Genomic DNA, 26,298 nt, shown 5'->3' with positions numbered 1-26,298 from the left:
CAAGCTAGTACTTTCGGTGGTAGGCGCACTCGTGGCGGTGGTGGTCATCGCTGCCGCAGTGGTGTGGTTCTTCCCCGTGTTTAAGGCCCAGAATTTCGAGCTCAACGGCGCCACCCAGGTCACCGAGGAAGAGATCCGCGAGGCCTCTGGGATAGCCGAGGGCAGTAACCTGATGCGACTGGACGCGCACGCAGCCGCCGAGGGCGTGGCCACCCTTCCGTGGGTCAAGTCTGCGACGGTGGGCCGCTCCCTGCCTAGCACGGTGCAGGTGGACATCACCGAGCGGGAGGCCGTGGCCTTTCTGCGCGAGGGCGATGGCACCCACCTCATCGACTCGGCGGGCAAGGAATTCGTCGTCGCCGAGCCGCCGGAAGGGGCCGTGGAGATCGACAGTGATGACAAGTCCAGCCTGGTCGACGCCGTCGAGATCCTGGCCGCCTTGTCGCAGGACCAGCGCGCCCAGGTCGAAAAGCTCAGCATGGACGAGAAATACTCGGCCACGCTGCACCTGACGGAAGGCCGCACGGTCGTCTGGGGGGCGAACGACGACAACGCGGACAAGGCGCGGGCGTTTTCCGCCGTGCTGCAGATGGACGGCACCCAGTGGAATATCACTAACCCCGAGTTGGTGACCAAGCGCGATTAGCGCTGTTAAGCATTCTCGAATTCGCGCCCCCGCCTGATTGCCGTAGGGTGGGGCGCGAACTGCATAAAAGCCCATGTCAGAAACCCTAAAGTAGAGGTTGAGGGTACCGACACGCGGGCAAATGAACACGTAAATTACACGTGTGTCAGTGAAGATGGATAGCAACCGCGTCACAGGCGCGCAATTCCTCGTTTATTTACCAACAAATCCCGAAAGGTTTGACCACCTCTCATGAGCACACCGAACAACAATTTGGCGGAAATCAAGGTCGTCGGCGTCGGCGGCGGCGGCGTCAACGCCGTCAACCGCATGATCGAAGAAGGCCTCAAGGGCGTCGAGTTCGTGGCAATCAACACGGACTCCCAGGCGCTGATCTTCTCTGATGCTGACTTCAAGCTGGATATCGGTCGCGAGGCCACCCGCGGCCTGGGCGCTGGCGCCAACCCGGAGGTCGGCCGGACCTCCGCCGAGGACAACAAGTCCGAGATTGAGGACGCCCTCAACGGTGCCGACATGGTCTTCGTCACCGCCGGTGAGGGTGGCGGCACCGGCACCGGCGCCGCCCCGGTCGTGGCCTCCATCGCCAAGAAGCAGGGCGCGCTGACCGTCGGTGTTGTCACCAAGCCCTTCAAGTTCGAGGGCGCCCGCCGTACCCGCCAGGCCCTGGAGGGCATCGAGCAGCTCCGCGAGGTCTGCGACACGCTCATCGTCATCCCGAACGACCGCTTGCTGCAGCTGGGCGACGAGAACCTGTCCATGATGGAAGCCTTCCGCGCCGCCGATGAGGTCCTCCATAACGGTGTTCAGGGTATCTCCAACCTGATCCTCATCCCGGGCATGATCAACGTCGACTTTGCCGACGTTCGCTCCGTCATGGCCGACGCCGGCTCCGCCCTGATGGGCGTGGGTTCTGCCCGCGGCGACAACCGGGTCATGACCGCGGCCGAGCAGGCCATCAACTCCCCGCTGTTGGAGTCCACCATGGAGGGCGCGAAGGGCGTGCTGCTGTCCGTGGCCGGCGGCTCCGACTTGGGCCTGCAGGAGGTCTACGAGGCTTCCTCCATGGTCGAGGAGAAGGCCGACCCGGACGTCAACCTGATTTTCGGCACCATCATCGACGACAACCTGGGCGACGAGGTCCGTGTGACCATCATCGCCACCGGTTTCGACGCTGAGAAGAACGCTACGGATAAGCCGGCTGGTGAGGCCCGCCCGCAGCAGACCCAGCAGCGCTCGGGTTCGCTGTTCGAAAATCGCGACCGCGCCACCGAGCCGGAGCCGGCCGAGGAGCCGCGCGGCGGCTACGAGCCGCGCCACCAGCTGCGCCACGACGAGCGCGAGGGCTACAGCCCGCGCGTGTCGGAGCCGCAGCGCCGCGCCGGTGACTCCCGTGGCGACGGCGGACTGTTTACCACCCGCGAGCGCTTCGACCGGGAGGCCCCGCGCGAGGACTACCGCCCGAGCTACCGCGACGAGCGCGACAACCGCGGCGACGACGACCTGGACGTGCCGGACTTCTTGCGCTAATTAAGTCCTAGCGCGCGCTAGTCTGGAGTGCATGCCAGTAAACGAGGAAGCACGCACCACCCGCCCCGCCCGCCTGAAACGCCCTTTCCGGATGGTCTTTACGGCCCGCTCGGGAGGGGCTTCGGCGTCCCCGTACGAGTCTTTCAACCTGGCTGAGCACGTGGGCGACGACCCGGCGGCGGTCGCGGCGAACCGGCAGCGCCTGCGCGAGCTGCTGCGCCTAGACGAGATCGTCTGGATGGAGCAGCTCCACACCAATAACGTCACCGTCGTCGACGGCCCGCGGTCTGCGCCCGTGGAGGCTACCGATGCCCTGGTCACCGCCACCGAGGGTCTGGCCCTGGGCGTGCTGGTCGCCGACTGCACCCCGGTGCTGCTGGCCGACCCGGAAGCCCGCGTGGTCGCCGCCGCCCACGCCGGGCGCTTAGGCGCGCGCAATGGGATCGTGCCAGCGACCGTGGAGGCGATGTGCGGCCTCGGCGCGCGCCCGGAACGCCTGCAGGTGCTGCTGGGCCCGGCCGCTAGCGGGCGGCACTACGAGGTGCCCGCCGAGATGGCCGCCGACGTCGAGGCCCACCTGCCTGGCTCGCGGACGACGACAGAGGAGGGTACCCCGGGCATCGACGTGCGCGCCGGACTCATCCGGCAGCTGATGGGTCTGGGCGTTACCGCTATCCAGGCGGATCCGCGCTGCACTATCGAGGACACCACTTTCTTTTCCTACCGCCGGGAGGGGACGACCGGTCGGCAGGCAGGACTCATCTGGTTGGAGGAGCAGACCGACAATGACCGATAAGACCACCCCGCAGGACCGCCAGCAGGACACGGCAGGCCAGGGCAGCGACCAGGCCCGGCTCGCCGAGTTGGAGCGCGGCCTGGCAAGCACTCGGGCGCAGATCTCCGAACTGGCCGCCGAAGCCGGCCGCCCGGCGCCGCGCCTGCTGCCGGTGACAAAGTTCCACCCGGCCGAGGACATCGCGCTGCTTAGCCAGCTGGGGGTCACCGATGTTGCGGAAAACCGCGAGCAGGAAGCCCGCGCCAAGGCCGAGCAGCTGCCCGAGATGCGCTTCCACATGATCGGCCAGATCCAGACCAAGAAGGCCAACCACGTGGCCCGCTGGGCACACAGCGTGCACTCGCTGGATTCCGAAAAACTCGCCCACGCCCTCGACCGCGGGGTGGAGCTGGCGCGCGAGCGCGGCCAGCGCAGCGAGAACCTGCCGGTCTACGTGCAGCTGTCCTACGACTCGGATCCGTCCCGCGGGGGCGGGGCCTGGGACACGGCCGAAGACCTGCTGCGGGTGGTCGAGGATCTGGAAAACCTGGACCTGCGCGGCATCATGGTCGTCCCGCCCGTGGGGGCGGACGCGGCAGAGGTCTTTGCCTCCGCACGCCAGCTGGTCGAGGAGCTGGGGGAGAAGCTCGGCCGCGCGCTCGAGCTGTCGGCCGGGATGAGCGCGGATCTGCGCGAGGCAATTTTTGCCGGCACGGATATCGTGCGTGTCGGAACCGGCATCATGGGCGCGCGGCCAGTAGGTTAAAAACCAACGCAAAGACGCATATCAGACCGCACTTGTACATTTCGGGTCAGAGGGAGACCACATATGTCATTTATTGATCGCACGAAGGAGTTCTTCGGCCTGCAGCCGATGGACATGGACCACGACGACGCCTACTACGAGGACGACGCTCGCTACGCCACCGCTGGCTCCGCGGCCTACCAGCCGAGCCCGAGCTACGAGCGCACCCCGGCCGAGTCGGAGTTCGCGCCGACCATCGTGCCGATTTCCCTGACCACCTACAGCGACGCCCCGAAGATCGGCGAGCCCTTCCGCGACGGCGACGCCGTTGTCTTCGAGCTGACCGATGCCGAAAAGTCCGCCGCCAAGCGCTTCATCGACTTCGCCGCCGGTCTCTGCTTCGCGCTGCGCGGCCGCATGGTCGACCTGACCAAGGGTCTAGACACCGACCGCCGCGTGTTCGCCATCGTGCCGGAGCGCGCCAACATCTCCACCCTGGAGCTGGAGCGCGCCGCCCAGCTGCGCTAAGCGCGCCACGGCTTTTTCCCCGGGCTTTGCCCACCGGATAACCCCGGTGAGGGCACTGAACTGCTCCCCATTAGTTGGACTGAGAAATCAGTTTCCGATTAGTGGGGAGTAGTTTTCATTGAGCGCTCGAAGTTTGGTGAGTGAGCATCAGCGGGAGCAGTTGGTTGAACTATTTGAGCAAGGCATGGGCTATCGTGCCGCTGCTACTGCTCTTGGTGTCTCCAAATACGCCGCCCGTATGCTCTGTCGTCGGTTTAAGCCGCATGGCAGACTACGTCTTGTGGAAAAACCGACTAAGCAGCAGTATTCGTTCGAAACCAAGAAGGAAGTTGTCCAACGCCACCTTGCTGGTGAGACAGCGATGGATCTTGCGCGCGAGTTTGGCCTGTCATCAGAGCAGCTGGTCAGCGGATGGTCGTGGAAATGGCGTAAAGGTGGCGATGAGGCACTAAAACCGAAGCCGAAGGGCAGGCCCAAGGGCTCGGTCACGCCGAAACCGCTCTCGGAGGAAGCGAAGCTGCGTCGCCAGATCGCGCGGTTGGAAGCGGAAAACGCATATCTAAAAAATTGCGGGACTTGAGGAATCAGGGACACGCTTGAAGGTCCAGGCGATTGTCATCCTCAAGTCACGGCATCGTCTGCAATACTTTTTGGATGCGGCCGACATGGGCACCCTCGACATTCTTCTATCACCAGAAACGACTCAGCGAGCCGGATAAGCACGCTGTGCTCAAAGACGCGATCCGAGGAAGCTTCGAGCGTAACAAGCATCGCTACGGCTACCGACGAGTGCTACTTGACCTGCGCAACCAGGGGTGGGTGGTCAATCACAAGCTCGTCTACAAACTCATGCGGGAGATGGGACTTCGAGCCAAGGTCCGCCAGCGCAGGCCATATGTTTCCTATAACGGGACGATCAGCCACATTGCCGACAACACACTTGAGCGCAAGTTCACCCCAGATAAGCCAAATACCGTCTTTGTCAGCGACGTCACCGAGTTCAGGGTCGCAGGCCGCAAGGTCTACCTGTCATCGGTGATGGATCTGTTCGACCGTTCAATCGTTGCCCACACCGTAGCTACATCGCCGTCGACAGCGTTTACCGCCGATTCTTTAACTAAGACGATTAAAACGTGTGCGCCTGAGCCCGGGTGGATGATGCATACCGATCAAGGTTTCCAGTACCAGCATTCGTCCTGGCGCAACTTGATTCATGACAACGGTGGTGTTCAGTCGATGGCGCGTAAAGCCAACTGTTACGACAACGCGGTCATGGAGAATTTCTTCGGACACTTAAAAACCGAGATGTACCACGGAGAAGTCTTCGACACCGTCGCAGAGTTCAACCAGGCGATCGACGAGTACATCCAGTGGTACAACACCGAACGCATCCAACAACGACTCAAGGTTCTGACCCCGATGCAATATCGAAATCAGACCCTTGAAGCCCTAACCGCCTAGAATTAAACCAGTCCAACTTTCGGGGGCCAGTTCAGCACCCGGGGATTTTTCGTGTTTTGCCGGGTATTTCCCCAAAGGCGGGGGTAGTTCGGATAGGGTCGAAGGGGTGAGTCAATTAGGAATTATTCTGTACGCCGTGCTCCGTATCTTTTCCCTAGCGCTAATCGTGCGCATCATCATCGAGATGATCCAGTCCTTTTCCCGGCAGTTCAACCCGCCGCGCTGGTTCATGATGTGCGCCGAGCCGTTGTTTGCGGTCACAGATCCGCCCGTAAAAGCCCTGCGCAAACTCATTCCGCCGTTGCGGCTGGGCGGGGTAGCGCTAGACATGTCAATCATCGTCCTGTTCATTATCCTGGCCATCCTGATGAATATCGTCATCGCCACGATGGTCTAGTTTCCGTGATTTAGCCGGCCGCCGACGGGCTAGAACACGGCGGTAACGGACGAGCACTAGCGGGGCAGAGGTAAACGAAAGTGCAAAATCGTCAACCTCGGCTTAATATTGAGACTTGAGTAATCGTCCGTTACTGTGTCTTTTTGGTTACAATGAAACGAAGAATCGTATTATTGTCCGATTAGAAAACCTTGGGTTGGGCGACGAGTGTAGGCTCGTAGCTTGATTCAAATCTTCTATTGGCTCCGGAAACCTCCGGGGTTGCACCGACTTGAAGGGGAAGAGAAGTCAATGCCGCTGTCACCAGCTGATGTACACAACGTCGCGTTCAGCAAGCCGCCGATTGGCAAGCGTGGCTACAACGAGGACGAGGTCGACCAGTTCCTCGACCTGGTTGAAGACGCCCTTGCCCAGCTGCAGGACGAGAATGACGAGCTGCAGTCGCAGGTCAACAGCCTGCAGGCCGGCTCCGGCGCTGCCACCGCTTCCGCGCCGTCCGCTACCTCTTCGGTCGACGAGACCGCTCTCCGTAAGGAGATCGAGGCAGACCTGCGCTCCCAGCTCGACAAGGAATACGAGAAGAAGCTGGCCGACGCCAAGGCCGAAGCCGCGCAGAACGCCAAGAAGGAGCAGGCTTCCGCTGCCGCTGGCAAGTCCAGCGCCGACTCCAAGGAGCTGAAGGCCGCCCAGGACGAGGCCACCAAGGCCAAGCAGGACCTGGACAAGGCCCGCCGCGACCTGGAGGCTGCCAAGAAAGAAAACCAGGAGCTGCAGAAGAAGGTCGCGGACGTTTCCGGTTCCTCCGCCTCCGCTTCCACCGCCAAGGAGACCCCGGCGGCTGCCGCCACCGCGGACGCCAACGGGCTGGCTACCCCGGAGACCCACATGCAGGCCGCCCGCGTGTTGGGCCTGGCCCAGGAGATGGCCGACCGCCTGACCAACGAGGCCAAGGCCGAGTCCGAGTCCATGCTGAGCGACGCGCGCACCGCCGCCGAGAAGCAGCTGTCCGACGCCGACACCAAGTCCCGCACCCAGTTGGACGAGGCCCAGAAGAAGGCCGACGCTCAGGTCGCCGAGGCCCAGCAGCGCGCCAAGCAGACCGAGTCCGAGGCTAACTCGCGCGCCGAGGCCCAGATCCGCCAGGCCGAGGAGAAGGCAGCGGCCCTGCAGGCTGACGCTGAGAAGAAGCACACCGAGATCATGAATACGGTCAAGCAGCAGCAGACCGCCCTGGAGACCCGCATCTCCGAGCTGCGCACATTCGAGCGCGAGTACCGCACCCGCCTGAAGACCCTGCTGGAGTCCCAGCTGGAGGAGCTCGAGACCCGCGGCTCCGCCGCCCCGAACGGCGAGTCCAACTCCTAAGACCTCGCTAGGGAGGAAGCTCGTCTTCCCTGCGCTACCGCACGCCCCCGGACGCCCACGGTCATAACCGTGCGCGACGGGGGCTTTGGTGTAGGTTTAATGCATAAGCCAGTTTGATACGCATCTGCGAGAAAGGGCGTCATTTTCCATGCTGATTGCTGCTTTGGTCTTAGCGTTCATCGCTTTCATCGCCTTCGTAAACTACCTGCTGTCCGCGGCCACCTGGTCGCTCGTGGTGGTTTTCGTCGCCGCAGCCGCCGGCATCATCTTGGTTATAATCGACGCATTCGCCAAGCACCGCGGGGACCGGACCCCGCCTAGCTCGCAGCCGCAGGACGCGGCCCGCCAGTCCTAGCTGTCCTGTCCTCGCAGGCTGGCCTGGTGCGGAAACGAATTGCCGCGGGGACTGGCCCAGCCGGCGCTCGGGCGGCTATACTAAGGGCTTATATACGATGATCCGGCAATCACCGGGGAGTATTCCGGAAGAACGGCGCTGCTTTTTACGCTATCTGAGCAGCGCTTACTAGAACCGGGCGGGTGGGACCGTCAACTCCTTCACGATCAACGAAGCGGGAGCGCCATGTGGGCTCCAAGCGGGGTGGTACCGCGCTCATAACGGGCGTCCCCGCGCAGTGTTTAATTACCGCGCGTGAAGGATGGAGTAAACCGTGAACCACCACAGCCCCAATGTCGGCGGCGTGTACCCCAAAGTAGATATGACCGGCGGTTCCAGCCGCTTCCCGGATATGGAAGAGGTCGTCCAAGACTACTGGAAGCAGGACGGGACCTTCCAGGCCTCGTTGGATCAGTCCGAGGACAAGCCGGAATACATCTTCTACGACGGCCCGCCTTTTGCTAACGGCCTGCCGCACTACGGTCACCTTTTGACCGGCTACGTCAAGGACATCGTCCCGCGCTATCGCACCATGGCGGGTAACTACGTTCCCCGCGTTTTCGGCTGGGACTGCCACGGCCTGCCGGCGGAGCTGGAGGCCGAAAAGCAGCTGGGCATCACCGACAAGGGCCAGATCGAGGAGATGGGCCTCGAGCGCTTCAACGAGTACTGCGCGTCTTCGGTCCTGCGCTACGCGGGCGAGTGGAAGGACTACGTCACCCGCCAGGCCCGCTGGGTGGACTTCGACCACGGCTACAAGACCATGGACCTGGACTTCATGGAGTCGGTCATGTGGGCCTTCAAGGAGCTCTACGACAAGGGGCTTATCTACCAGGGTTTCCGCGTGCTGCCGTACTCCTGGGCCGAGCACACCCCGCTGTCGAACCAGGAAACCCGCCTGGATGACTCCTACAAGATGCGTCAGGACCCGACGCTGACCGTGACCTTCCCGGTCACCGGCGCGCTGGCCGGCTCGGCCGCGGAGGAGACACTGCAGGCCAACCCGGAGCTGGCCGATGCTTCCTTCCTGGCCTGGACCACCACCCCGTGGACCCTGCCGTCTAACTCCGCCCTGGCCGTGCACCCGGAGGTCACTTATGCCCTGGTGCGCGTGGGCGGCGACGGCGAGTTCGCCGGCCGGCTCTTCGTGCTCGCTGACGGGCTGCGCGCGGCGTATGCCAAGGAGCTGGGCGAGGACGCCGAGGTCGTCAAGACCTTCACCGGATCGGAGCTGACCGGCTTCAACTATCAGCCGATATTCGATTATTTCGCCGATATGCGTAACGGCTTCCAGCTACTGTCTGCCGACTACGTCACCACCGAGGACGGCACCGGCGTGGTCCACCAGGCCCCGGCCTTCGGTGAGGACGATATGAACACCTGCGCCGCGCACGACATCGAGCTGGTCATTCCCGTCGACGACGACGGCAAGTTCACCTCCCAGGTGCCGGACTACGAGGGCCAGCTGGTCTTCGACGCCAACAAGGACATCATCCGCGACCTGAAGTCCGCGGGCCGCGTGGTGCGCCACCAGACCATCGAGCACTCCTACCCGCACTCGTGGCGCTCCGGCGAGCCGCTCATCTACAAGGCGATGCCGTCCTGGTTTGTCAAGGTCACCGAGTTCCGTGATCGCATGGTCGAGCTCAACCACAACGAGATCGAGTGGATGCCGGGCCATATCCGCGACGGCCAGTTCGGCAAGTGGTTAGAGGGCGCCCGCGATTGGAACATCTCCCGCTCGCGCTACTGGGGCGCGCCGATCCCAGTGTGGGTCTCCGATTCCGAGGAGTACCCGCGCATGGACGTCTACGGCTCGCTGGACGAGCTGGAGCGCGACTTCGGCGTGCGCCCGAGCTCGCTGCACCGCCCGTACATCGACGAGCTGACCCGCCCGAACCCGGATGATCCGACGGGCAAGTCCACCATGCGCCGCGTGCCGGACGTGCTGGACTGCTGGTTCGAGTCCGGCTCCATGCCTTTCGCTCAGAAGCACTACCCGTTCGAGAACAAGGACTGGTTCGAGACCCACTCGCCGTCGGACTTCATCGTCGAGTACTCCGGCCAGACCCGCGGCTGGTTCTACGTCATGCACGTATTGTCCACCGCGCTGTTCGACCGCCCGGCGTATAAGAAGGTCGTCGCCCACGGCATCGTTCTAGGCAACGACGGGCTGAAGATGTCCAAATCCAAGGGCAACTACCCGGACGTCAACGAGGTCTTCGAACGCGACGGCTCGGATGCCATGCGCTGGTTCCTCATGTCCAGCCCCATCTTGCGCGGCGGCAACCTCATCGTGACCGAGCAGGGCATCCGCGACGGTGTGCGCCAGGCGCTGCTGCCCATCTGGAACGCCTACTCCTTCCTGCAGCTCTACGCCGGCCAGGAGGCGCACTTCGACACCTCCTCGACCAACGTGCTGGACCGCTACATCCTGGCCAAGACGCACGACCTGGTCAAAAACGTCGATGCCTCCCTGGCGAATACCGACATCGCCACCGCCACCGAGGAGGCACGCCTGTTCGCGGACGTGCTCACCAACTGGTACGTGCGTCGCTCCCGTGACCGCTTCTGGTCCGGCGACGCGGACCACCCGGAGGCCTTCAACACCCTCCACACGGTGCTGGAGACCGTGGCCCGCGTCTTCGCCCCGTTGCTGCCGCACATCAGCGAGGTCATTTACCGCGGCCTGACCGGTGAGCGTTCCGTCCACCTGACCAGATTCCCGGATCTGGCGGACTACCCGGCTGACGATGCCCTGGTCTCCGCCATGGATGCCACCCGCGCGGTGGCCTCGGCAGCGTCCTCGGTGCGCAAGTCCAATAAGCTACGCAACCGCCTGCCGCTGCCGAAGCTGACCGTGGCGATGGCCGGCGCGGACAAGCTGGCGGATTTCGCGAGCATCATCCGCGATGAGGTCAACGTCAAGGAGGTCGAGCTGACCGAGGACGTGGATTCCGCCGGCCGCTTCGAGGTCGTCTGCAATGCGAAGGTCGCCGGCCCGCGCCTGGGCAAGGACGTCCAGCGCGCGATCAAGAACCTGAAGGCGGGCAACTACGAGCGCCAGGGCGAGGAGGTCGTCGTCGACGGCGACATCACCCTGCACGCCGACGAGTACACCGAGCGCCTGCAGGCGGCGGATCCGGACTCGACGGCCCGCATCGACGGCGTCGACGGTCTGGTGGTGCTGGACACCAACGTCACCGAGGAGCTGGAGGCCGAGGGCTGGGCCGCGGACGTTATCCGCGGCCTGCAGGACGCCCGCAAGGCCTCCGGGTTCGAGGTCAGCGACCGGATTTCCGCAGTGCTCTACGTGCCGGCGGAGAAGGAAGACTGGGCTCGTCGCCACGCCGAGCACATCGCGGGCGAGGTGCTGGCCACGGACTTCCAGGTCAGTACAAACGCCCCCGCTGAAAGCGAGGGCGTGCACCAGGTGGTGGCGGGAGTTACCGCCACCGTCGCGAAGAATTAGTTTGTGCCCGGCAGGTGCTTGCGCCAGGCCAGGGACACGTTGCCCAGGCAGAACAGCGCGAGCACCGCGCCGACGGAAAACAGGCTGGTAAAGCCGATATACGGCGCCAGCGCCGAGAACGCCATCGGGATGAAGAACCCGAGGTAGGCGATGCAATAGTAGACGGCGGTCAGGCCGGCCAGCTCCCGCTCACCGGCGATCCGCTGGACCTCGGACAGCCCGGCCACCAGGGCCAGGCCGTAGCCGGCGCCCATCGTGGCAGCGGCGAGAATGCCCAGCGGCAGCGACAGGGTGTGCGCGGCGGCGGCCCCCAGCAGGGTGCCGCAGGTGATAACCGCCATGGCGATAGCCGAGGCGCGCGCTGAGCGGTTGGTGTCAATGACCTGGCCGAGCATCTGCACGCCCACGCCGCAGCTCAGGGTGATGACCGTCATCAGGCCGGAGAAGGCTATGGGGACGTCCCCCGGCCGAGCGGGAAAGCAGCTGGGGCAGCACCGAGGCCAGCCCGGCGCCGACGAGGAAGCCGACGGTCAGGCACAGCTAGGCCTTGCGGGCGCCGCCGCGAGGCTCGAGCTCGGTGATCCAGGTGGAGCCGACCGCCATGACCAGGCCCAGCGCCATGCCGCAGAGCACGCGCCCGCCGGCGATAATCGGCGGCTCGTTCGGGGCCACCGACTGCAGGAAGGAACCGAACAGGGACAGAGGAGCGGCCGGCAGCAGCGTGGGCTTGCGGCCGATGAGATCGGTTAACGGCCCGCCGATAAGTAGGGCGGGGATAATGCCCACCATGTAGGCGGCTAGCAGCCCGTTGACGGTGCCCTGGCTGAAGCTGGAGATCTCGCGGTACATCACCAGCAGCGGGGTGAATTCGTTGCCGCCCCAGGCGACGGCGAACATGGTGCCAGCCACAGGCCACCAGGCGTGGGAGGGATAGGACTTAACTGAGGGATGCGTTCGGTAACGGTAGTGGTCATAACTGATTTCGGGAGTGGGTGAGGTGGTTGGATAGGGCGTGGCTGTAAGCCTCGAAGTCACCGTAGTTAAGAGCGCGGGTGAGCTGGCGGTGGCCGTCGACGAAGCGGCGGGCGCGCGCCGGGCTGCGCCCGACCGCCGTGGCGGTAAAGCGTTGCTGCTGCTCGCGCAGGCTGTGGCCGAGCTGGGACAGGAAGCGGTTGCCGCCATTGTCCATGATGGTCTGGTGGAACTTGGCGTCCAGGCGGGTGTATTCGGCCAAGTCCTCGGCCGCTAGGGCTTCGTCCTGCTCGGCGATGATGGCCTCCAGCACGCCGCCGATGACGTGCCGCTCGCTGTCCGAGAGCCCGCAGATGTGCTCGGCGGAAAAACGGTCCACCAGCTCGCGGGCCTCGTAGACCTCGCGGATGTCCCGGGCGGTCAGCGGCACCACCAGGGCGCCGCGCTTGGGGTAGAGCTGCAAAAAGCCCTCGACCTCTAGGCGGAGGAAAGCTTCGCGGACGGGGGTGCGGCTGCAACCGAGTTCTTGGGCCATTTCGCCCTCGCTGAGCATGCTCGATCCGGGCACGGTGCCGTCGATAATTCGTTCCTTGAGGTAGGCGTAGGCCCGTTCCGCCGCGGGCGGGGAGTGGTGCTCGGTCTTTGTATGCAACATGGATACAGCATGGATCCAAGTTCGGTTGCGGGGCAAGTGCCAGGTTAAGATCGGGGGTATGAAGCGCTGGGTTCTCCACATCGATATGGACGCGTTTTTCGCCTCCGTCGAGCAGCTGACCCGGCCCACCCTGCGCGGGCGCCCCGTCCTCGTCGGCGGCCTGGGCGGCCGCGGCGTGGTCGCCGGGGCCAGCTACGAGGCCCGCGCCTTCGGGGCCCACTCGGCGATGCCCATGTACCGCGCCCAGCAACTGGTCAGCGCCCGCGCCGTCGTGGTCCGCCCCCGGCGCGTGGTCTACCAGGCCGCCTCCCGGCGCGTCTTCGAACTGATTTCCTCCCGCGTCGGGCTCATTGAGCAGCTGTCCATCGACGAGGGATTCATGGAGCCGGCCGAGCTGCAGGGCGCTTCTGCCCAGACCGTCTTCGACTGGTCCGAGGAGCTGCGCGCGGCCATCCGTGCCGAGACCGGCCTGCCGTGCTCCATCGGGGCGGGCACGGGCAAGCAGTTCGCCAAGATCGGCTCGGGCGAGGCCAAGCCGGACGGCACATTCGTCATCCCCGCGGACCAGCAGCTGGACTTCCTCCACCCGCTGGACGTGGCCAAGCTCTGGGGCGTCGGCCCGGTGACCGCGCAGAAGCTGCACTCGATTGGGATTAAGACCATCGGCGACTTGGCCAGCCTAAGCAAGCGCGAGGTGGAGATCTCGGTCGGTTCCGTGGTCGGCGGCCAGCTGTGGGAGATGGCGCGCGGCATCGACCCGCGCGAGGTCGCCCCGCGGGCCATTTCCAAGTCGATCTCCGCCGAGCACACCTACCCGAAGGATCTGATAACGGAGGCGGAGGTGGACGCGGCTATCGACCGCGCCGCCGAGGGCGCGCACGTCCGCCTGCTCAAGGACGGGCGGGGAGCGCGCACCGTGACGGTCAAGCTGCGGATGGCGGACTTTCACATCGAGTCGCGCTCGGCGACCTTGCCCTACGCCACCGACGACTTCGAGACCCTGCGCGCCGCGGCGTTCAAGCTGGCGCGCTACCCCGCGGAGTTGGGCCCCATCCGCCTGGTCGGCGTGGGCTATTCCGGGCTGGAAACCGCCCGGCAGGACGTGCTCTTCCCCGAGCTCGATCGCGAGATCGTTAGGCCCGTCCCGCCGGATAGCGACTTCGAGACCGGCGTGGCCGATCGCACGGTGGATACGGGCCCCGTGGCCGTCGATGTCGCCGATACCCCGGATAGCCAGTGGGTGGCCACCCAGGACGTCTACCACCCGGACTACGGACACGGCTGGATCCAGGGGGCGGGCCATGGGGTGGTCAGCGTGCGCTTCGAAACGCGCGCAACCGGCCCCGGGCGCACCAAGTCGCTTCCCGACGACGACCCGGACCTGGTGCCTGCTGATCCGCTGGACTCGCTGGCCTGGGACGAGTGGTTCCTAGCCCACGAGGATGACCTCGCGGGTCTGGACGAGGACTAGAAGCTAAAGACCTCGGCCGGGTCCACGCCGCCGGCCAGGCAGGCCGCCAGCAGGATCCGGGCCTGCCCTGGGCGCAGCGGTCCCGCGCCCAAGGCTCCCGCCGCGCCCAACGATGCGCCCCCGCCGTCACCGCCGTAGGCCAGCCGCACCGCGCCGTAGGGCGAGCGGGTCGAAATCACCACGCTGGTCCCGGCCCGCAGCGCCTCGCTCAGGGCCTGGCCCATCGCCGGGGACATGTTGCCCGAGCCCATGGCCGCGACGACGATGCCGCGGGCTCCGCTGGCCACGGCGGCATCGATAAGCTCGCGCCCGGCGCCCGGGTAGGCCGCGAGAGTGGCAACCGGGGCGGTATCCAGCGCGCCCGCCGGCAGCGGGAAGCGGGCAGAAAGCGCGTGTGGCACCTCGAGCGACTCGAAGGCGTCGAGTTGGCTGGTATGCCGCTTGCGCACGCCTGCCGCCGGCAGCGTCTGTCCGCCGAAGCAGACCCACGCCCCGCCGGTGGCAGCGCCCGCGTGGTGGCAGGCGGTGTCCAGGGCCAGATGCAGGTTGCCCGGCCCGTCGGGGTCCGGGTGGTCGGCGGCGCGCTGGGCGCCGGTAAGCACCACGGGCTTGGCAGGGGCTAGCTGGCAGGCCAGGGCCATGGCCGTTTCTTCCAGCGAATCGGTGCCGTGGGTTATCACCACGCCGGCGGTGGCGGGATCGGCCAGTCGCCCGCGGACCTCGGCCAGCAGCCCGTCCAGGTCGGCCGGCGTGATGGCGGAAGAGTCCAGCTGCAGGTAGTCCACGGCGCGGACGGGCAGTGGGGGCTCAAGCCCCTGCACCAGGTCCGCGGCCTGGCGGGTGGGCACCAGCGCGCCGGAATCATCCTTCGTGCAGGCTATGGTCCCGCCGGTGGCCAAGACGACGATGGACGGGGACGCGGAGGTGGAATTCATATGCTCCAGCATAAACTTTGGGGGGGCTGCGAGCGGGGAGAGTTTGGGAATTGGCTGATAGCTCCGGCGCGCGTGTTTCGCAGGTGGCGGCAAAGCCGGTAGCATAAATAAGACTGACAGGCGCGCTCTGCAAGACCGCGCGCTGGACCCTATGCAAGGAGATCTTTTTCGTGATTAACGCTCAACTTGGTCGTCGGATTTCCGCCGCGGCACTCGCCACGGCCGCCGGGCTGGCGCTGGCCGCCTGCTCTTCCGACGAGGAAGACAACAACGCCACCGACTCCGCCGCGACCACCCAGGCGGAATCCGCCGAGGGCACTGACGGCTCCGCCGGCGCGGAGGGGGACAGCGCGACCCCGGAGCAGCCGACCGCCGCGGACCTCAACGCCGTCCTGGCCACCGCCACGGACCCGGCCGCCTCCGAGGAAGATAAGGTCGCCACCGTCCAGGGCGGCGAGACCGCCCCCGAGCTCTTCGAGACCATGGCCGCCTCCAAGGCCGAGACCGGCGCAACCTTCGAGGTCGTCGACCCGGTCCTGCCGGGCTACGCCCCGCAGTCCGTGCTGGCCACCGTCAATTTCAGCGTCCCCGAAGAGCCCGGCCAGACCGCCGACAACGTCGAGTTCGTCTACGAAGACGGCAAGTGGAAGCTGTCCCAGTCCTGGGCCTGCACCCTGATCACCAACACCGTCGCCCCGGAGCAGGTGCCGGCCATGTGCACCGACGGCAGCGTCGAAAACAACGACGGCGCCGTCAGCGAGCAGTAAGCCCGCCCGCCGCCGCGCAACTATTGAGCCGAAGACCCTCCCCGCCCTAGCGGCCGGGAGGGGCTCGTGCCATGCGGGGCCGGGGTTCTAGGAAAAGTCCAGCGCGGTGGCGGAGGTCTGGACCACGCGCACCTCGGACTCCGGGGTGCCGTAGGTGATCTTGGTGTGCATGCTGACGTTGCCGGCCACGGGCAGGGGCTTGCCCAGATCCACGGTCAGCGAGCCCGTGCTGTTGGTGCTCGAGTCCAGCACCTTCAGCTCCTGACCCTCCAGATCGGTTCCCTCCGCTTGGCCGTCCAGCGACAGCGCGCCCAGCGACGGGCGCTGGTGGATCTCCACGCCCAGCTCCGCGCGCCCATCCGCAAGCGATTCCAGCGTGTAGGTCGTCTCCTGCAACAACACCGCCTCACCCGGCACGCGCGACTCCACGGTCCAGGTCGCGCCGGGGCCGATCTCCTCGTCTGGGAAGACCACGGGCAGGGCCGTCAGCTTGGTGATGGCCTGCTCGGCGATCGCCCGTGCGGTATCCGTGGATTCCTGCGGGGCGGCCAGGCGCAGCGAAGACATCTGGCCATTGTCCTCGGCGCGCCAGCCGAACTGGAAGCCCTCGGCCGAGGAGATATCGGAATCGCCGTCGAAGCCGGGCTCGCCCACGGTGAAGAAGGCATTCCGGGTGGCCGGCGCCTGCCCCTCGGTGGCCTCGGAGGCCTGTTCCACGGCGCCTTGAAGCGGCAGGTGAGTGGTGGCGGTGTCGATGTCCTCGGCGCGGAAGTCGGCCGCGGCATCGGCCCGCAGGACGTCCTGCTGGAAGCCCTCCGTGATATCCAGGTTGAGCTCCTGCTCAGAGTCTATGTCGGCGAAGGCGAGCACCTTCTTGTCGCCCTGGCCGGTGGATTCGACGGTCACGCGTGGGGCATCGACAGCCATGCCCACGGGCTGCTCCACGGCCGGGCCGGGGGCTTGGTAGTTGCAGCCGGCCAGCAGCAGGGAGGTGACTAGGACAGCGGGGATAGCTTTAACACGAAACACGTATTCCAAATTACCGGATCGATACGTTTACAATGGGCCGGGTGAGCCCAACTAAAAGGAGAAATCTCGGATTAATGGCCACCATCGTGGTGGCGGTGGCAGTCCTCGACCAGGTGACCAAGGCGGTAATGCTGGCGTGGCTCGACGAAGGCGAAGTCGTCGCCGTCATCGGGGACTGGTTCCGGTTCTTCCTCGTCTTCAACCCCGGGGCCGCCTTCTCCATGGGCGGGGAGGGGGCCACCTGGCTGTTTACCACCATCCAGCTGGCCTTCGTCGTGGGCGTGGCCATAGCCGCCCCGCGGATCAAAGACCCCGGCCAGGCCGTCGGGTTGGCGATGATCGCCGGCGGGGCCCTGGGCAATTTCATCGACCGTATCGCCCGCGAACCGGGCTTCTGGTTCGGCCACGTCGTGGACTTCATCTCCGTGGGATCGTTCGCCGTGTTCAACATTGCCGACGCGTCCATCACCATCGGGGTGGTCATCTTCATCGTCGCCATGTTCCGAGAAGAAAGGAGCCAAGCCCGTGCACAGGGAGAGTAGAACGCTGCCCGTCCCCGAAGGACTCGCCGGCATGCGGGTCGATGCCGCCCTATCCAAGCTGCTCGGCTTCTCCCGGGCCACGGCCGCGCAGCTGTGCGCCGACGGCGACGTCACCGTCGACGGCAAACCCCAGAGCAAGTCCGACCACCTGCTGGAGGGCGCCTGGCTGGACGTGACCATGCCGGAGCCGCCCAAGCCGCTCATGCCGGCCGAGGAACTGGTCGAGGGCATGGACATCCTCTACTCCGACGACGACGTCATCGCCGTGCACAAGCCCGTGGGCGTGGCCGCCCACCCCACCGTCGGCTGGGACGGGCCCACCGTCGTCGGTGGCCTGGCCGCGGCCGGGTTCCGGATTTCTACCTCGGGGCCGCCGGAGCGCAAGGGCATCGTCCAGCGCCTGGACGTGGGCACCTCCGGCGTGATGGTGGTCGCCGCCAGCGAGCGCGGCTACTCGGTGCTCAAGCGCGCCTTCAAGGAGCGCACGGTGAAAAAGACCTACCACGCGCTGGTCCAGGGCCTGCCCGATCCCATCGAGGGCACCATCGACGCCCCCATCGGCCGGCACCCGTCCGCGGGCTGGAAATTCGCCGTCACCGAGGACGGCAAGCCGGCCGTGACCCACTACGAGCTCATGGAGGCCTTCCGCGAGGCCAGCCTGCTGGAGGTCCACCTGGAGACCGGCCGCACGCACCAGATCCGCGTGCACATGTCCGCCACCGGGCACCCGTGCTGTGGGGATCCCATGTACGGCTCCGATCCCAACCTCGCGCAGCGCCTGGGGCTTATCCGCCAGTGGCTGCACGCGGTCAAGCTGGGCTTCTACCACCCGGTCAGCGGCCGCTGGATGGAAATCACCGCGCCGTATCCGGACGATCTGGACCACGCCCTCGACGTGGTGCGCGGATGAATGGCCGCGGCTGGGCGGTCGTCGGTGTCGCCGCGGTCGGGGTGGTCTGGGCGGCCGGGGCCTTCGGCGCGCAGCCTACCGCGCCACTGCAGGGAGACCAGCTCGGCCCCGGAGCCGGCGAGGACCAGGACGCTTACGTCGCCCGCGCCGCGGACAGCCTCGCCGCCGCTGACGATGCCACCTCCACCTACGCGCTCGTGACCTTCCGGTCCGCGCTATCTGCCCAGGACGCCGCCGACGTTGTGGAGCCGGCCGGTCGCGTCAACGCCATGCTGGTGGGCGCGTCTGAGCCCATCGCCGTGCCGGAGCCGGTCGCCGGGGCTAAAAGGGCGGACGTCTTCGACGCCGCGCTGGAGCAGACCCGGGCGGGGATGGGGGGAATCGGGCACGTCGAGATCCCCCGCGAGCTGAGCGCCGTGGTGGTCTGGGACACCGGGCAGACCCTGCGGGACATCGCCGGGGAGGGGCAGGTGGCGGCCGTGGAACCCGCGCCCGCCGATGCCGCCTGGGGCAGCTTCGCTATTCGCCCTCCGGGCGCCCTGTAGTCTGCCGCGCCCTGCGCGGCCGGTGGCGCAACAGGTCGATGAGGTAGACCGCCACGGCCACCCAGATGATGATGAAGCCGACCCAGCGCTCCGGGGGCATGTGCTCCTGGGTGACAAACAGCGCCCAGAGCATCTGCATGGTCGGGGTGATGTACTGCAGCATGCCGATGGTGGCCAGCGGCAGGTGCTTGGCGCCCTGGGCGAAGCACAGAAGCGGCAGCGCGGTGACCAGGCCGGCGCTGATGAGCAGCAGCGGGTGCAGCGGGTCCTGGTTGAAGAAGGTGCCCTGGCCGCCGGCCTCTAGGTAGATGAGGTAGCCCAGCGCCAGCGGGACCATGACCAGGGTCTCCGCCGCCACGGACGCGGTCGAGGAGACCGAGACCTTCTTCTTGAGCAGCCCGTAGATGCCGAAGCTGAGCGCCAGCGCCAGCGAGATATATGGTGTCTGGCTCGTCATGAAGGTCAGCCAGAGCACCGCCACCGCGGCTATGATGACCGCCGCGAGCTGGCCGCGGCGCAGCTGCTCCTTCAAGAAGATGATGCCTAGGCAGACCGCCACCAGCGGGTTGATGAAATAGCCCAGGGCGGCGTCGGCGACGTGGTTGGTGTTAATCGCCACGACGTACACACCCCAGTTGATGGTGATCGCCACGCCGCAGGCGGCCATCCAGCCCCAGGTGCGCAGGCTGAAGGCTTGCAGCTCCCGCCAGCCGCCGGTGGCCAGCAAGTAGGCGCCGACTAGCACGGCGGTCCACACCACGCGGTGGGCGAGGATCTCCAGCGGGTCGGCGGGCAGCAGGAGAGGGAAGAAGGCAGGGAAAAATCCCCACATCAGGTAGGCGGCGAGTGTATACAGCATTGGCTTAAAAGGTCCCCTTCCACGGCTTTAAGGCTGCCTTGACGCACCCGCTAGAATAGCCGGCATGGTCAAAAACTCCTCCTTCGTCCACCTGCATAACCACACCGAGTATTCCATGCTGGACGGCATGGCCAAGGTGGATCTGCTGGCAGAGGAGGTCGTCCGGCAGCAGATGCCGGCCGTGGGCATGACCGACCACGGCAACATGTTCGGCTCCGACGCCTTCTACCGCCGCATGACGGGGGCGGGTATTAAGCCGATCATCGGCATCGAGGCCTACATGGCGCCGGGCTCCCGCTTCAACAAGAAGCGCCAGCTGTGGGGCAACCCGGACCAGAAACGCGACGACGTCTCCGCCTCCGGCGCCTACCTCCACCAGACCATGTTGGCCGAGAACGCCACCGGTCTGCAGAACCTGTTCAAGCTGTCGTCGTTGGCCTCCTACGAGGGCCAGCTGGGCAAGTGGCCGCGCATGGACGCCGAGCTTATCGCCGAGCACGCCGACGGCATCATCGCCACCACCGGCTGCCCCTCGGGGGACGTGCAGACGCGCCTGCGCCTGGGGCAGTTCGACGAGGCGCTGGAGGCTGCCGCTATGTGGCAGGACATCTACGGCAAGGACAACTACTTCCTGGAGCTGATGGACCACGGGCTGGACATCGAAAAGCGCACCCGCGACGCCCTGCTGGAAATCGGCCGCCGCCTGGACCTGCCGCCGCTGGTGACCAACGACTGCCACTACGTGCTGGAATCCCAGGCCGCCAACCACGAGGCCATGCTGTGCGTGCAGACCGGCAAGACTCTTAACGATCCGGACCGCTTCAAGTTCGGCGGATCGGGCTACTACATCAAGTCCGCGCGGCAGATGCGCGAGATCTGGGACGAGATGGTCCCCGACGGCTGTGACAACACCCTGTGGATCGCCGAGCGCGTCGGCGACTACAGCAAGGTCTGGGAGGAACACACCCACGACCGCATGCCGATCGCGGACGTGCCGGAGGGCTACAGCCCGACCTCCTGGCTGACCCATGAGGTAATGGAGGGGCTCAAGGCGCGCTTCCCCGACTCGGAGGTGCCGGACGACTACATCAAGCGCGCCGAGTACGAGATCTCGGTCATCGACATGAAGGGCTATCCGTCCTACTTCCTCATCGTGGCCGAGCTCATCAAGCACGCCCGGTCGGTGGGCATCCGCGTCGGACCGGGCCGTGGCTCGGCCGCCGGCGCCCTGGTCGCCTACGCGCTGACCATTACCAATATCGACCCCATCGAGCACGACCTGCTTTTTGAGCGCTTCCTCAACCCGGAGCGCCCGTCCGCGCCCGATATCGATATCGACTTCGACGACCGCCGCCGCGGCGAGATGATCACCTACGCCGCCGAGCGCTGGGGCGAGGACAAGATCGCCCAGGTGATCACCTTCGGCACAGTCAAGACCAAGCAGGCCATCAAGGACTCCGCAAAGGTGCACTTCGGGCAGGAGGGCTTCCAGATGGCCGACCGCATCAATGCGGCCCTGCCGCCGGCGATCATGGCCAAGGACATCCCGCTGGCCGGCATCACCGACCCAGAGCACGAGCGCTACTCCGAGGCCGCCGAGGTGCGCAACATGGTCGAATCCGACCCGACCGTCCGCCAGATCTACGACACCGCCCGCGGCCTGGAGGGCGTGGTCCGCCAGGCCGGCGTCCACGCCTGCGCGGTGATTATGGCCTCGGTACGTCTGATGGAACACATCCCGATGTGGAAGCGGCCCGCCGACGGCGCCATCATCACCGGCTGGGACTACCCGGCCTGCGAGGCCATCGGCCTGCTGAAGATGGACTTTCTGGGCCTGCGCAACCTCACCGTCATCGGCGACGCCCTAGAAAACATCCGCAAAAACCGCGGCGAGGAGATCCACCTGGAGGACCTGCACGCCGACGACCCGGCTGTCAGCCGCGTCTACGACCTGCTTTCCCGCGGCGAGACCCTGGGCGTGTTCCAGCTGGACTCCGGCGGCATGCAGGAGCTGCTCAAGCGCATGAAGCCGACGGGCTTCAAGGACATCGTGGCATCGCTGGCGCTCTACCGCCCGGGCCCAATGGGTGTTAACGCCCACTGGGATTACGCCGACCGCAAGAACGGGCGCAAGGAAATCGCCCCGATCCACCCCGAGCTGGCAGAACCGTTGAAGGAGATCCTGGACGAGACCTACGGCCTCATCGTCTACCAGGAGCAGATCATGCGTATCTCCCAGAAGGTGGCCAACTACACGGCCGGCGAGGCAGACGGCTTCCGTAAGGCTATGGGTAAGAAGAAGCCCGAGGTGCTCGCCCAGCAGTACGAGAAGTTCTCGGGCGGCATGTTCGACAACGGCTACTCCAAGGAGGCCGTCGATGCCCTCTGGGGCACCATCGAGCCCTTCGCGTCGTACGCGTTCAACAAGTCCCACGCCGCCGGCTACGGGCTGGTTTCCTTCTGGACCGCCTACCTGAAGGCCTACTACGCGCCGGAATACATGGCGGCGCTGCTGACCTCGGTCGGCGACAAGAAGGACAAGTCCGCCATCTACCTGTCCGACTGCCGCCACCTGGGCATCAAGGTGCTGCCGCCGGACGTCAACGAGTCCGATGTCGACTTCCAGGCAGTCGGCGAGGACATCCGCTTCGGCATGGGGGCCATCCGTAACGTCGGCGCGGACGTGGTGGAGTCTTTGATCTCCACCCGCCGCGAAAAGGGCTCGTTTACCAGCTTCTCCGACTACCTGGACAAGATTGAGCTGGCCGCGTGCTCCAAGCGCGTCACCGAGTCGCTCATCAAGGCCGGCGCTTTCGACTCCCTGGGGCACCCCCGCAAGGGCCTGATGCTCATCCAGGAGGACGCGGTGGACTCGGTGCAGACCACCAAGAAGGCCGCGGACAAGGGTCAATTTGACCTGTTCGCGGGGTTGGGCGGCGACGACTCCGAGACCGCCAACGCCTTCGCTATCGAGGTCCCGGACGAGCACTGGGAGCGCAAGCACGAGCTGGCGCTGGAGCGCGAGATGCTGGGCCTGTACGTCTCCGGCCACCCGCTGGACGGCTTCGAGGAGGCCCTCGACGCGCAGACAGACACCCCGCTGCCCAAGGTCCTGGCCGGGGAGGTCCGCGACAAGCAGGAGCTGCTCATCGGCGGCATCATCTCGGGCGTGGACCGGCGCTTCTCCAAGAAGGACGGCTCGCCCTGGGCCATCGTCACGGTGGAGGACCACCACGGCGCGCAGGTGGAAATCCTGGTCTTCAACAAGGTCTACTCCCTGGTCGCTCCGCAGATCGTGGAGGACAACATCATCCTGGCCAAGGTCCAGGTCAAGATCCGGGACGAGCGCATGTCCCTGTTCTGCAACGACATCCGCGTGCCCGACCTAGGCCCCGGCAACGGCGCCGGCCTGCCGCTGCGGCTGACGATGCGCACCGACCAGTGCACCATGGACAACATCGCCAAGCTCAAGCAGGTGCTGACCAACAACCGCGGCGAGTCCGACGTCTACCTGACGCTGACGTGCGGCGACGAGTCCACCATGATGATCTTGGGCGAGGATCTGCGCGTGGAGCGCTCCGGCAACCTGATGGGGGATTTGAAGGCGACGATGGGCGCCGGCATCCTCGGCTAGCCGGGCAGGGTGAATAAAAACGTCGGGGCGCAGGCCCTCCTTAGTTAATGTAGACAGCACAGTCTACTGGGAACGAAGGAGAACCTCCCATGGCCAACAAGATTCGCACTACCCACGTCGGCTCGCTGCCCCGCACCCCGGAGCTGCTGGAAGCCAACCACCAGCGGGCCCAGGGTGCGCTCGACGATGAGGAATTCCACGCCATCCTGGAGCGTTCCGTCGACGAGGTGGTCACCCGCCAGGTCGACCTGGGCCTCGACATCATTAACGAGGGGGAGTACGGGCACATTACCTCGGGCGCCGTCGACTACGGCGCCTGGTGGAACTACTCCTTTACCCGCCTGGGCGGGCTCACCATGACCGACACCGACCGCTGGGCCAACGACGAGGTCGTGCGCTCCACCCCGGGCAACCCGCGCCTGACTTCCTTCCCGGACCGCCGCGACCGCGCGCTGTTCTCCGAGGCCTACGAGGATCCGGAGTCCGGCATCTTCACCGGCCGCTCTAAGGTGGGCAACCCGGAGTTCACCGGCCCGATTACCTACATCGGCCAGGACCAGGTTGAGGTCGATGTGAAGCTGCTGCGCCAGGCCATGGACAAGGCCGGCGCTGCCGAGGGCTTCGTCGCCGCTTTGTCCCCGGGGTCCGCCGCTCGCCTGAAGAACAAGTACTATGACGACGATTTCGACGTCGTGCGCGCCTGCGGCGAGGCGCTGAGCCACGAGTACAAGGCGATTACCGACGCCGGCTTCACCGTTCAGTTCGACGCCCCCCGACTTGGCTGAGGCCTGGGACCAGATCAACCCGGAGCCGTCCGTCGAGGATTTCCGCGGCTTCGTGCGGGACCGCATCAACGTGCTCAACGATGCCATCCGCGACCTGCCCGTCGAAAAGACCCGCCTGCACATCTGCTGGGGGTCCTGGCACGGCCCGCACGTGACCGACGTTCCGTTCGCGGACATTATTGACGAGATCCTGCAGGCCAAGGTCGGCGGCTTCTCCTTCGAGGGTGTGTCCCCGCGCCACGCCCACGAGTGGCGCGTCTGGCAGGACCACGAGCTGCCCGAGGGCACGGTCATCTACCCGGGCGTGGTCTCGCACTCCACCAACGCCGTAGAGCACCCGCGCCTGGTGGCCGACCGTAACATCAAGTTCGCCGAGCAGGTTGGCCCGGACAAGGTCGTCGCCTCCGCGGACTGTGGTCTGGGTGGGCGCCTGCACTACCAGATCGCGTGGGCGAAGCTGCAGTCGCTGGTCGAGGGCGCGGAAATCGCGTCGCGCGAGCTGTTCTAGCAGTTAAATTCTCCACTGCCCCCGCCGCGTGCGGGGGTCTTTGTGCGCCTAATTGTGCCTGACGATGCCTACTTGGGCACATTGCTCCATTTTTCGGCCTTTGGACAGGTGGCGCCGCAAAAACGGGCGTTTTCGCCTCGTTCGGGGCCCGTGCGGGATGGTTACTTTGCCCCGGGTTATCCACAGATCCGTATTTCGGCCCTTGTGGGGGTTGTCAGCCGCTTCTAGCGTGTGAGGCATGACAGCAACGACAGCCTTGGACACTGTGAAAGCAGCGCACGCCATCTTCGCGGACGGGATCCAGTATTTGGACCTGTGCCGCCAGCTCAGCCTGCCCGCTTTGAAGGCGGTCATGTCCGATGTTGCCGCCGCCGCGCACTGTCGTGCCTGCCACACCTTCTTCGGGACGACATCCTTTACGAAAAAGCAAGCCGCCGCCCGGAAAGCCGCCGCCGAATCCGGACACCACCTCGACACCCTCTTAGTGTTGGACAACGCCTTCCGCCGGGTACGCAACCAGGCCGACGCCTGGGCCATGCTCATCGAATTGTGCAACACCCCCGGCACCACCACACAACTGCGCAGACTTGCCAACCAAAAAGTCTTGGAGCTCAACCGCCCCGCCCCACCCACCGAAGGAATACGAGTTATCCGCCGCAAGGACGGGCCCAGTACTTTCTCCATTACCGGGGACCCGCAGCTGATAGAAAACCTCTGGGCATCAATTAAAACCATCCCCGACGTCGAAGCCCTCTTTAGTGGCGGCCTCGAAAAACAACCCAAGACCACCCACGTGGTCATCTCCCTACCCGACTGGGTGCGCATCCTTACCGGCGACGGCGACGAGATCACCCTGCAGCTCAGCAACGGCACCACCATGACCGGAGCCGACTACATCCGCCAATGCCTACTCGATGCCGGCCTAGCCACCCTGGTGGACCCGAGGCGCGGGCCGGTCAACCAGTACCGCTACCAACGGCACGCCTCGCCGAAGCAGAAGGACATGGCCAAGGCGGAGACCACCCGGTGCGCCTGGCCGAACTGCCGCAAACCAGCCGACGAGTGCCAAGTCCACCACATCCACCCCTGGGCAGACGGCGGTGAGACCAACCAAGAAAACCTCACCTTGTTGTGCGAGTTCCACAACTCCTGGAACGACGACGACCCGACCTACCCCAGACACGGCAGGATCACCCGAAGACACGGCACAGTCACCTGGGACCCACCCTGGAGCAACAGGCCCTAACGGCCAACGGCTGACACGGGGGTCAGCCGCGAGAACAAAGCCGCGGGGCTGACGGCTAACACAGGGGTCAGCCGCGAGAACAAGCCCGCCGCGAGACCAAGGCTGCGAGGGGACACCACCAGGAACAAGG

At 65.6% G+C, this 26,298-nt stretch carries 20 protein-coding genes and 3 pseudogenes; 18 read left to right on the top strand and 5 right to left on the bottom strand.

Features of this window, described 5'->3' with window-relative positions; translation table 11 throughout:
- Positions 1-16: 16 nt before the first annotated feature.
- From QQS52_RS05500 to ileS, 10 genes and pseudogenes are all read left to right on the top strand, one after another.
- On the top strand, positions 17-646 hold the full coding sequence (locus QQS52_RS05500; RefSeq protein WP_472772935.1) for a cell division protein FtsQ/DivIB: 630 nt from the start codon (positions 17-19) through the stop codon (positions 644-646).
- A 231-nt stretch (positions 647-877) separates the two neighbouring features.
- Positions 878-2,173 carry a cell division protein FtsZ gene (ftsZ, locus tag QQS52_RS05495; RefSeq protein WP_472772934.1) on the top strand — a complete coding sequence of 432 codons (1,296 nt, stop codon included), beginning with the start codon at positions 878-880 and terminating at the stop codon, positions 2,171-2,173.
- 31 nt (positions 2,174-2,204) lie between these two features.
- Positions 2,205-2,969: a peptidoglycan editing factor PgeF gene (gene pgeF, locus QQS52_RS05490; RefSeq protein ID WP_472772933.1), complete on the top strand. Its 765-nt coding sequence runs from the start codon at positions 2,205-2,207 to the stop codon at positions 2,967-2,969.
- A complete protein-coding gene (locus tag QQS52_RS05485) occupies positions 2,959-3,714 on the top strand; it encodes a YggS family pyridoxal phosphate-dependent enzyme (RefSeq protein WP_472772932.1) in 756 nt (251 codons plus the stop codon). The genes pgeF and QQS52_RS05485 overlap by 11 nt, the downstream gene beginning before the upstream one ends.
- A gap of 63 nt (positions 3,715-3,777) precedes the next feature.
- Positions 3,778-4,221: a cell division protein SepF gene (locus QQS52_RS05480; protein WP_472772931.1), complete on the top strand. Its 444-nt coding sequence runs from the start codon at positions 3,778-3,780 to the stop codon at positions 4,219-4,221.
- A 164-nt stretch (positions 4,222-4,385) separates the two neighbouring features.
- Positions 4,386-5,682 (top strand): annotated as a pseudogene (locus QQS52_RS05475) (IS3 family transposase).
- 106 nt (positions 5,683-5,788) lie between these two features.
- Positions 5,789-6,079: a YggT family protein gene (locus tag QQS52_RS05470; RefSeq protein ID WP_070768273.1), complete on the top strand. Its 291-nt coding sequence runs from the start codon at positions 5,789-5,791 to the stop codon at positions 6,077-6,079.
- Between the two features lie 291 nt (positions 6,080-6,370).
- Positions 6,371-7,444 (top strand): DivIVA domain-containing protein, encoded by a 1,074-nt coding sequence (locus QQS52_RS05465; protein ID WP_472772930.1) that lies wholly within the window; start codon positions 6,371-6,373, stop codon positions 7,442-7,444.
- 148 nt (positions 7,445-7,592) lie between these two features.
- Positions 7,593-7,799, top strand: a complete 207-nt coding sequence (locus QQS52_RS05460) for a hypothetical protein (protein WP_070768275.1) — start codon at positions 7,593-7,595, stop codon at positions 7,797-7,799.
- Between the two features lie 361 nt (positions 7,800-8,160).
- Positions 8,161-11,310 (top strand): isoleucine--tRNA ligase, encoded by a 3,150-nt coding sequence (gene ileS, locus QQS52_RS05455; RefSeq protein ID WP_472772980.1) that lies wholly within the window; start codon positions 8,161-8,163, stop codon positions 11,308-11,310.
- On the opposite strand, the pseudogene QQS52_RS05450 reads toward ileS, so the two are convergent.
- Positions 11,307-12,207: pseudogene (locus tag QQS52_RS05450) on the bottom strand (MFS transporter). The gene ileS and the pseudogene QQS52_RS05450 sit on opposite strands and share 4 nt — an antisense overlap.
- Before the next feature lie 73 nt (positions 12,208-12,280).
- Positions 12,281-12,937 carry a GntR family transcriptional regulator gene (locus QQS52_RS05445; RefSeq protein WP_472772929.1) on the bottom strand — a complete coding sequence of 219 codons (657 nt, stop codon included), beginning with the start codon at positions 12,935-12,937 and terminating at the stop codon, positions 12,281-12,283.
- 58 nt (positions 12,938-12,995) lie between these two features.
- Here QQS52_RS05445 and QQS52_RS05440 point away from each other — a divergent pair, with 58 nt between their 5' ends.
- Entirely contained in the window at positions 12,996-14,408 is a 1,413-nt protein-coding gene (locus QQS52_RS05440; RefSeq protein WP_472772928.1) for a DNA polymerase IV, read from the top strand.
- Here the strand turns inward: QQS52_RS05440 and QQS52_RS05435 are convergent.
- A complete protein-coding gene (locus QQS52_RS05435; protein ID WP_472772927.1) occupies positions 14,405-15,343 on the bottom strand; it encodes an asparaginase in 939 nt (312 codons plus the stop codon). The genes QQS52_RS05440 and QQS52_RS05435 overlap by 4 nt on opposite strands.
- A 170-nt stretch (positions 15,344-15,513) precedes the next feature.
- Here QQS52_RS05435 and QQS52_RS05430 point away from each other — a divergent pair, with 170 nt between their 5' ends.
- Positions 15,514-16,110, top strand: coding sequence for a WKL family lipoprotein (locus QQS52_RS05430; RefSeq protein ID WP_472772926.1), 597 nt, complete (start codon positions 15,514-15,516; stop codon positions 16,108-16,110).
- Positions 16,111-16,197: 87 nt separating this feature from the next.
- Here QQS52_RS05430 and QQS52_RS05425 read toward each other — a convergent pair whose 3' ends face one another.
- Entirely contained in the window at positions 16,198-17,139 is a 942-nt protein-coding gene (locus tag QQS52_RS05425; protein ID WP_472772925.1) for a hypothetical protein, read from the bottom strand.
- Between the two features lie 32 nt (positions 17,140-17,171).
- Here QQS52_RS05425 and lspA point away from each other — a divergent pair, with 32 nt between their 5' ends.
- Genes lspA through QQS52_RS05410 form a run of 3 tightly spaced genes read left to right on the top strand, consistent with a single transcriptional unit; the run spans position 17,172 to position 19,136 of the window.
- Positions 17,172-17,681, top strand: coding sequence for a signal peptidase II (lspA, locus tag QQS52_RS05420; RefSeq protein ID WP_472772924.1), 510 nt, complete (start codon positions 17,172-17,174; stop codon positions 17,679-17,681).
- Positions 17,665-18,591 carry an RluA family pseudouridine synthase gene (locus QQS52_RS05415; protein ID WP_472772923.1) on the top strand — a complete coding sequence of 309 codons (927 nt, stop codon included), beginning with the start codon at positions 17,665-17,667 and terminating at the stop codon, positions 18,589-18,591. Before lspA ends, QQS52_RS05415 begins: the two co-directional genes overlap by 17 nt.
- Complete coding sequence (locus tag QQS52_RS05410; RefSeq protein WP_472772922.1) at positions 18,588-19,136, top strand: hypothetical protein; 549 nt, start codon at positions 18,588-18,590, stop codon at positions 19,134-19,136. The genes QQS52_RS05415 and QQS52_RS05410 overlap by 4 nt, the downstream gene beginning before the upstream one ends.
- Here QQS52_RS05410 and rarD read toward each other — a convergent pair.
- Positions 19,111-19,995 (bottom strand): EamA family transporter RarD, encoded by an 885-nt coding sequence (gene rarD, locus QQS52_RS05405; RefSeq protein ID WP_472772921.1) that lies wholly within the window; start codon positions 19,993-19,995, stop codon positions 19,111-19,113. The genes QQS52_RS05410 and rarD overlap by 26 nt on opposite strands.
- Positions 19,996-20,059: 64 nt before the next feature.
- Here rarD and dnaE point away from each other — a divergent pair, with 64 nt between their 5' ends.
- From dnaE to QQS52_RS05390, 3 genes and pseudogenes are all read left to right on the top strand, one after another.
- Positions 20,060-23,629, top strand: coding sequence for a DNA polymerase III subunit alpha (dnaE, locus tag QQS52_RS05400; RefSeq protein WP_472772920.1), 3,570 nt, complete (start codon positions 20,060-20,062; stop codon positions 23,627-23,629).
- Positions 23,630-23,718: 89 nt separating this feature from the next.
- A pseudogene (locus QQS52_RS05395) lies at positions 23,719-24,922 on the top strand (cobalamin-independent methionine synthase II family protein).
- A gap of 238 nt (positions 24,923-25,160) precedes the next feature.
- On the top strand, positions 25,161-26,168 hold the full coding sequence (locus QQS52_RS05390; RefSeq protein ID WP_472772919.1) for an HNH endonuclease signature motif containing protein: 1,008 nt from the start codon (positions 25,161-25,163) through the stop codon (positions 26,166-26,168).
- The last annotated feature ends 130 nt before the right edge of the window (positions 26,169-26,298 follow it).

The organism is Corynebacterium sp. 1103A (assembly GCF_055700955.1).
The sequence above is the reverse complement of the archived record's forward strand: the minus strand, read 5'-3'. Positions and strand labels throughout refer to the sequence as shown.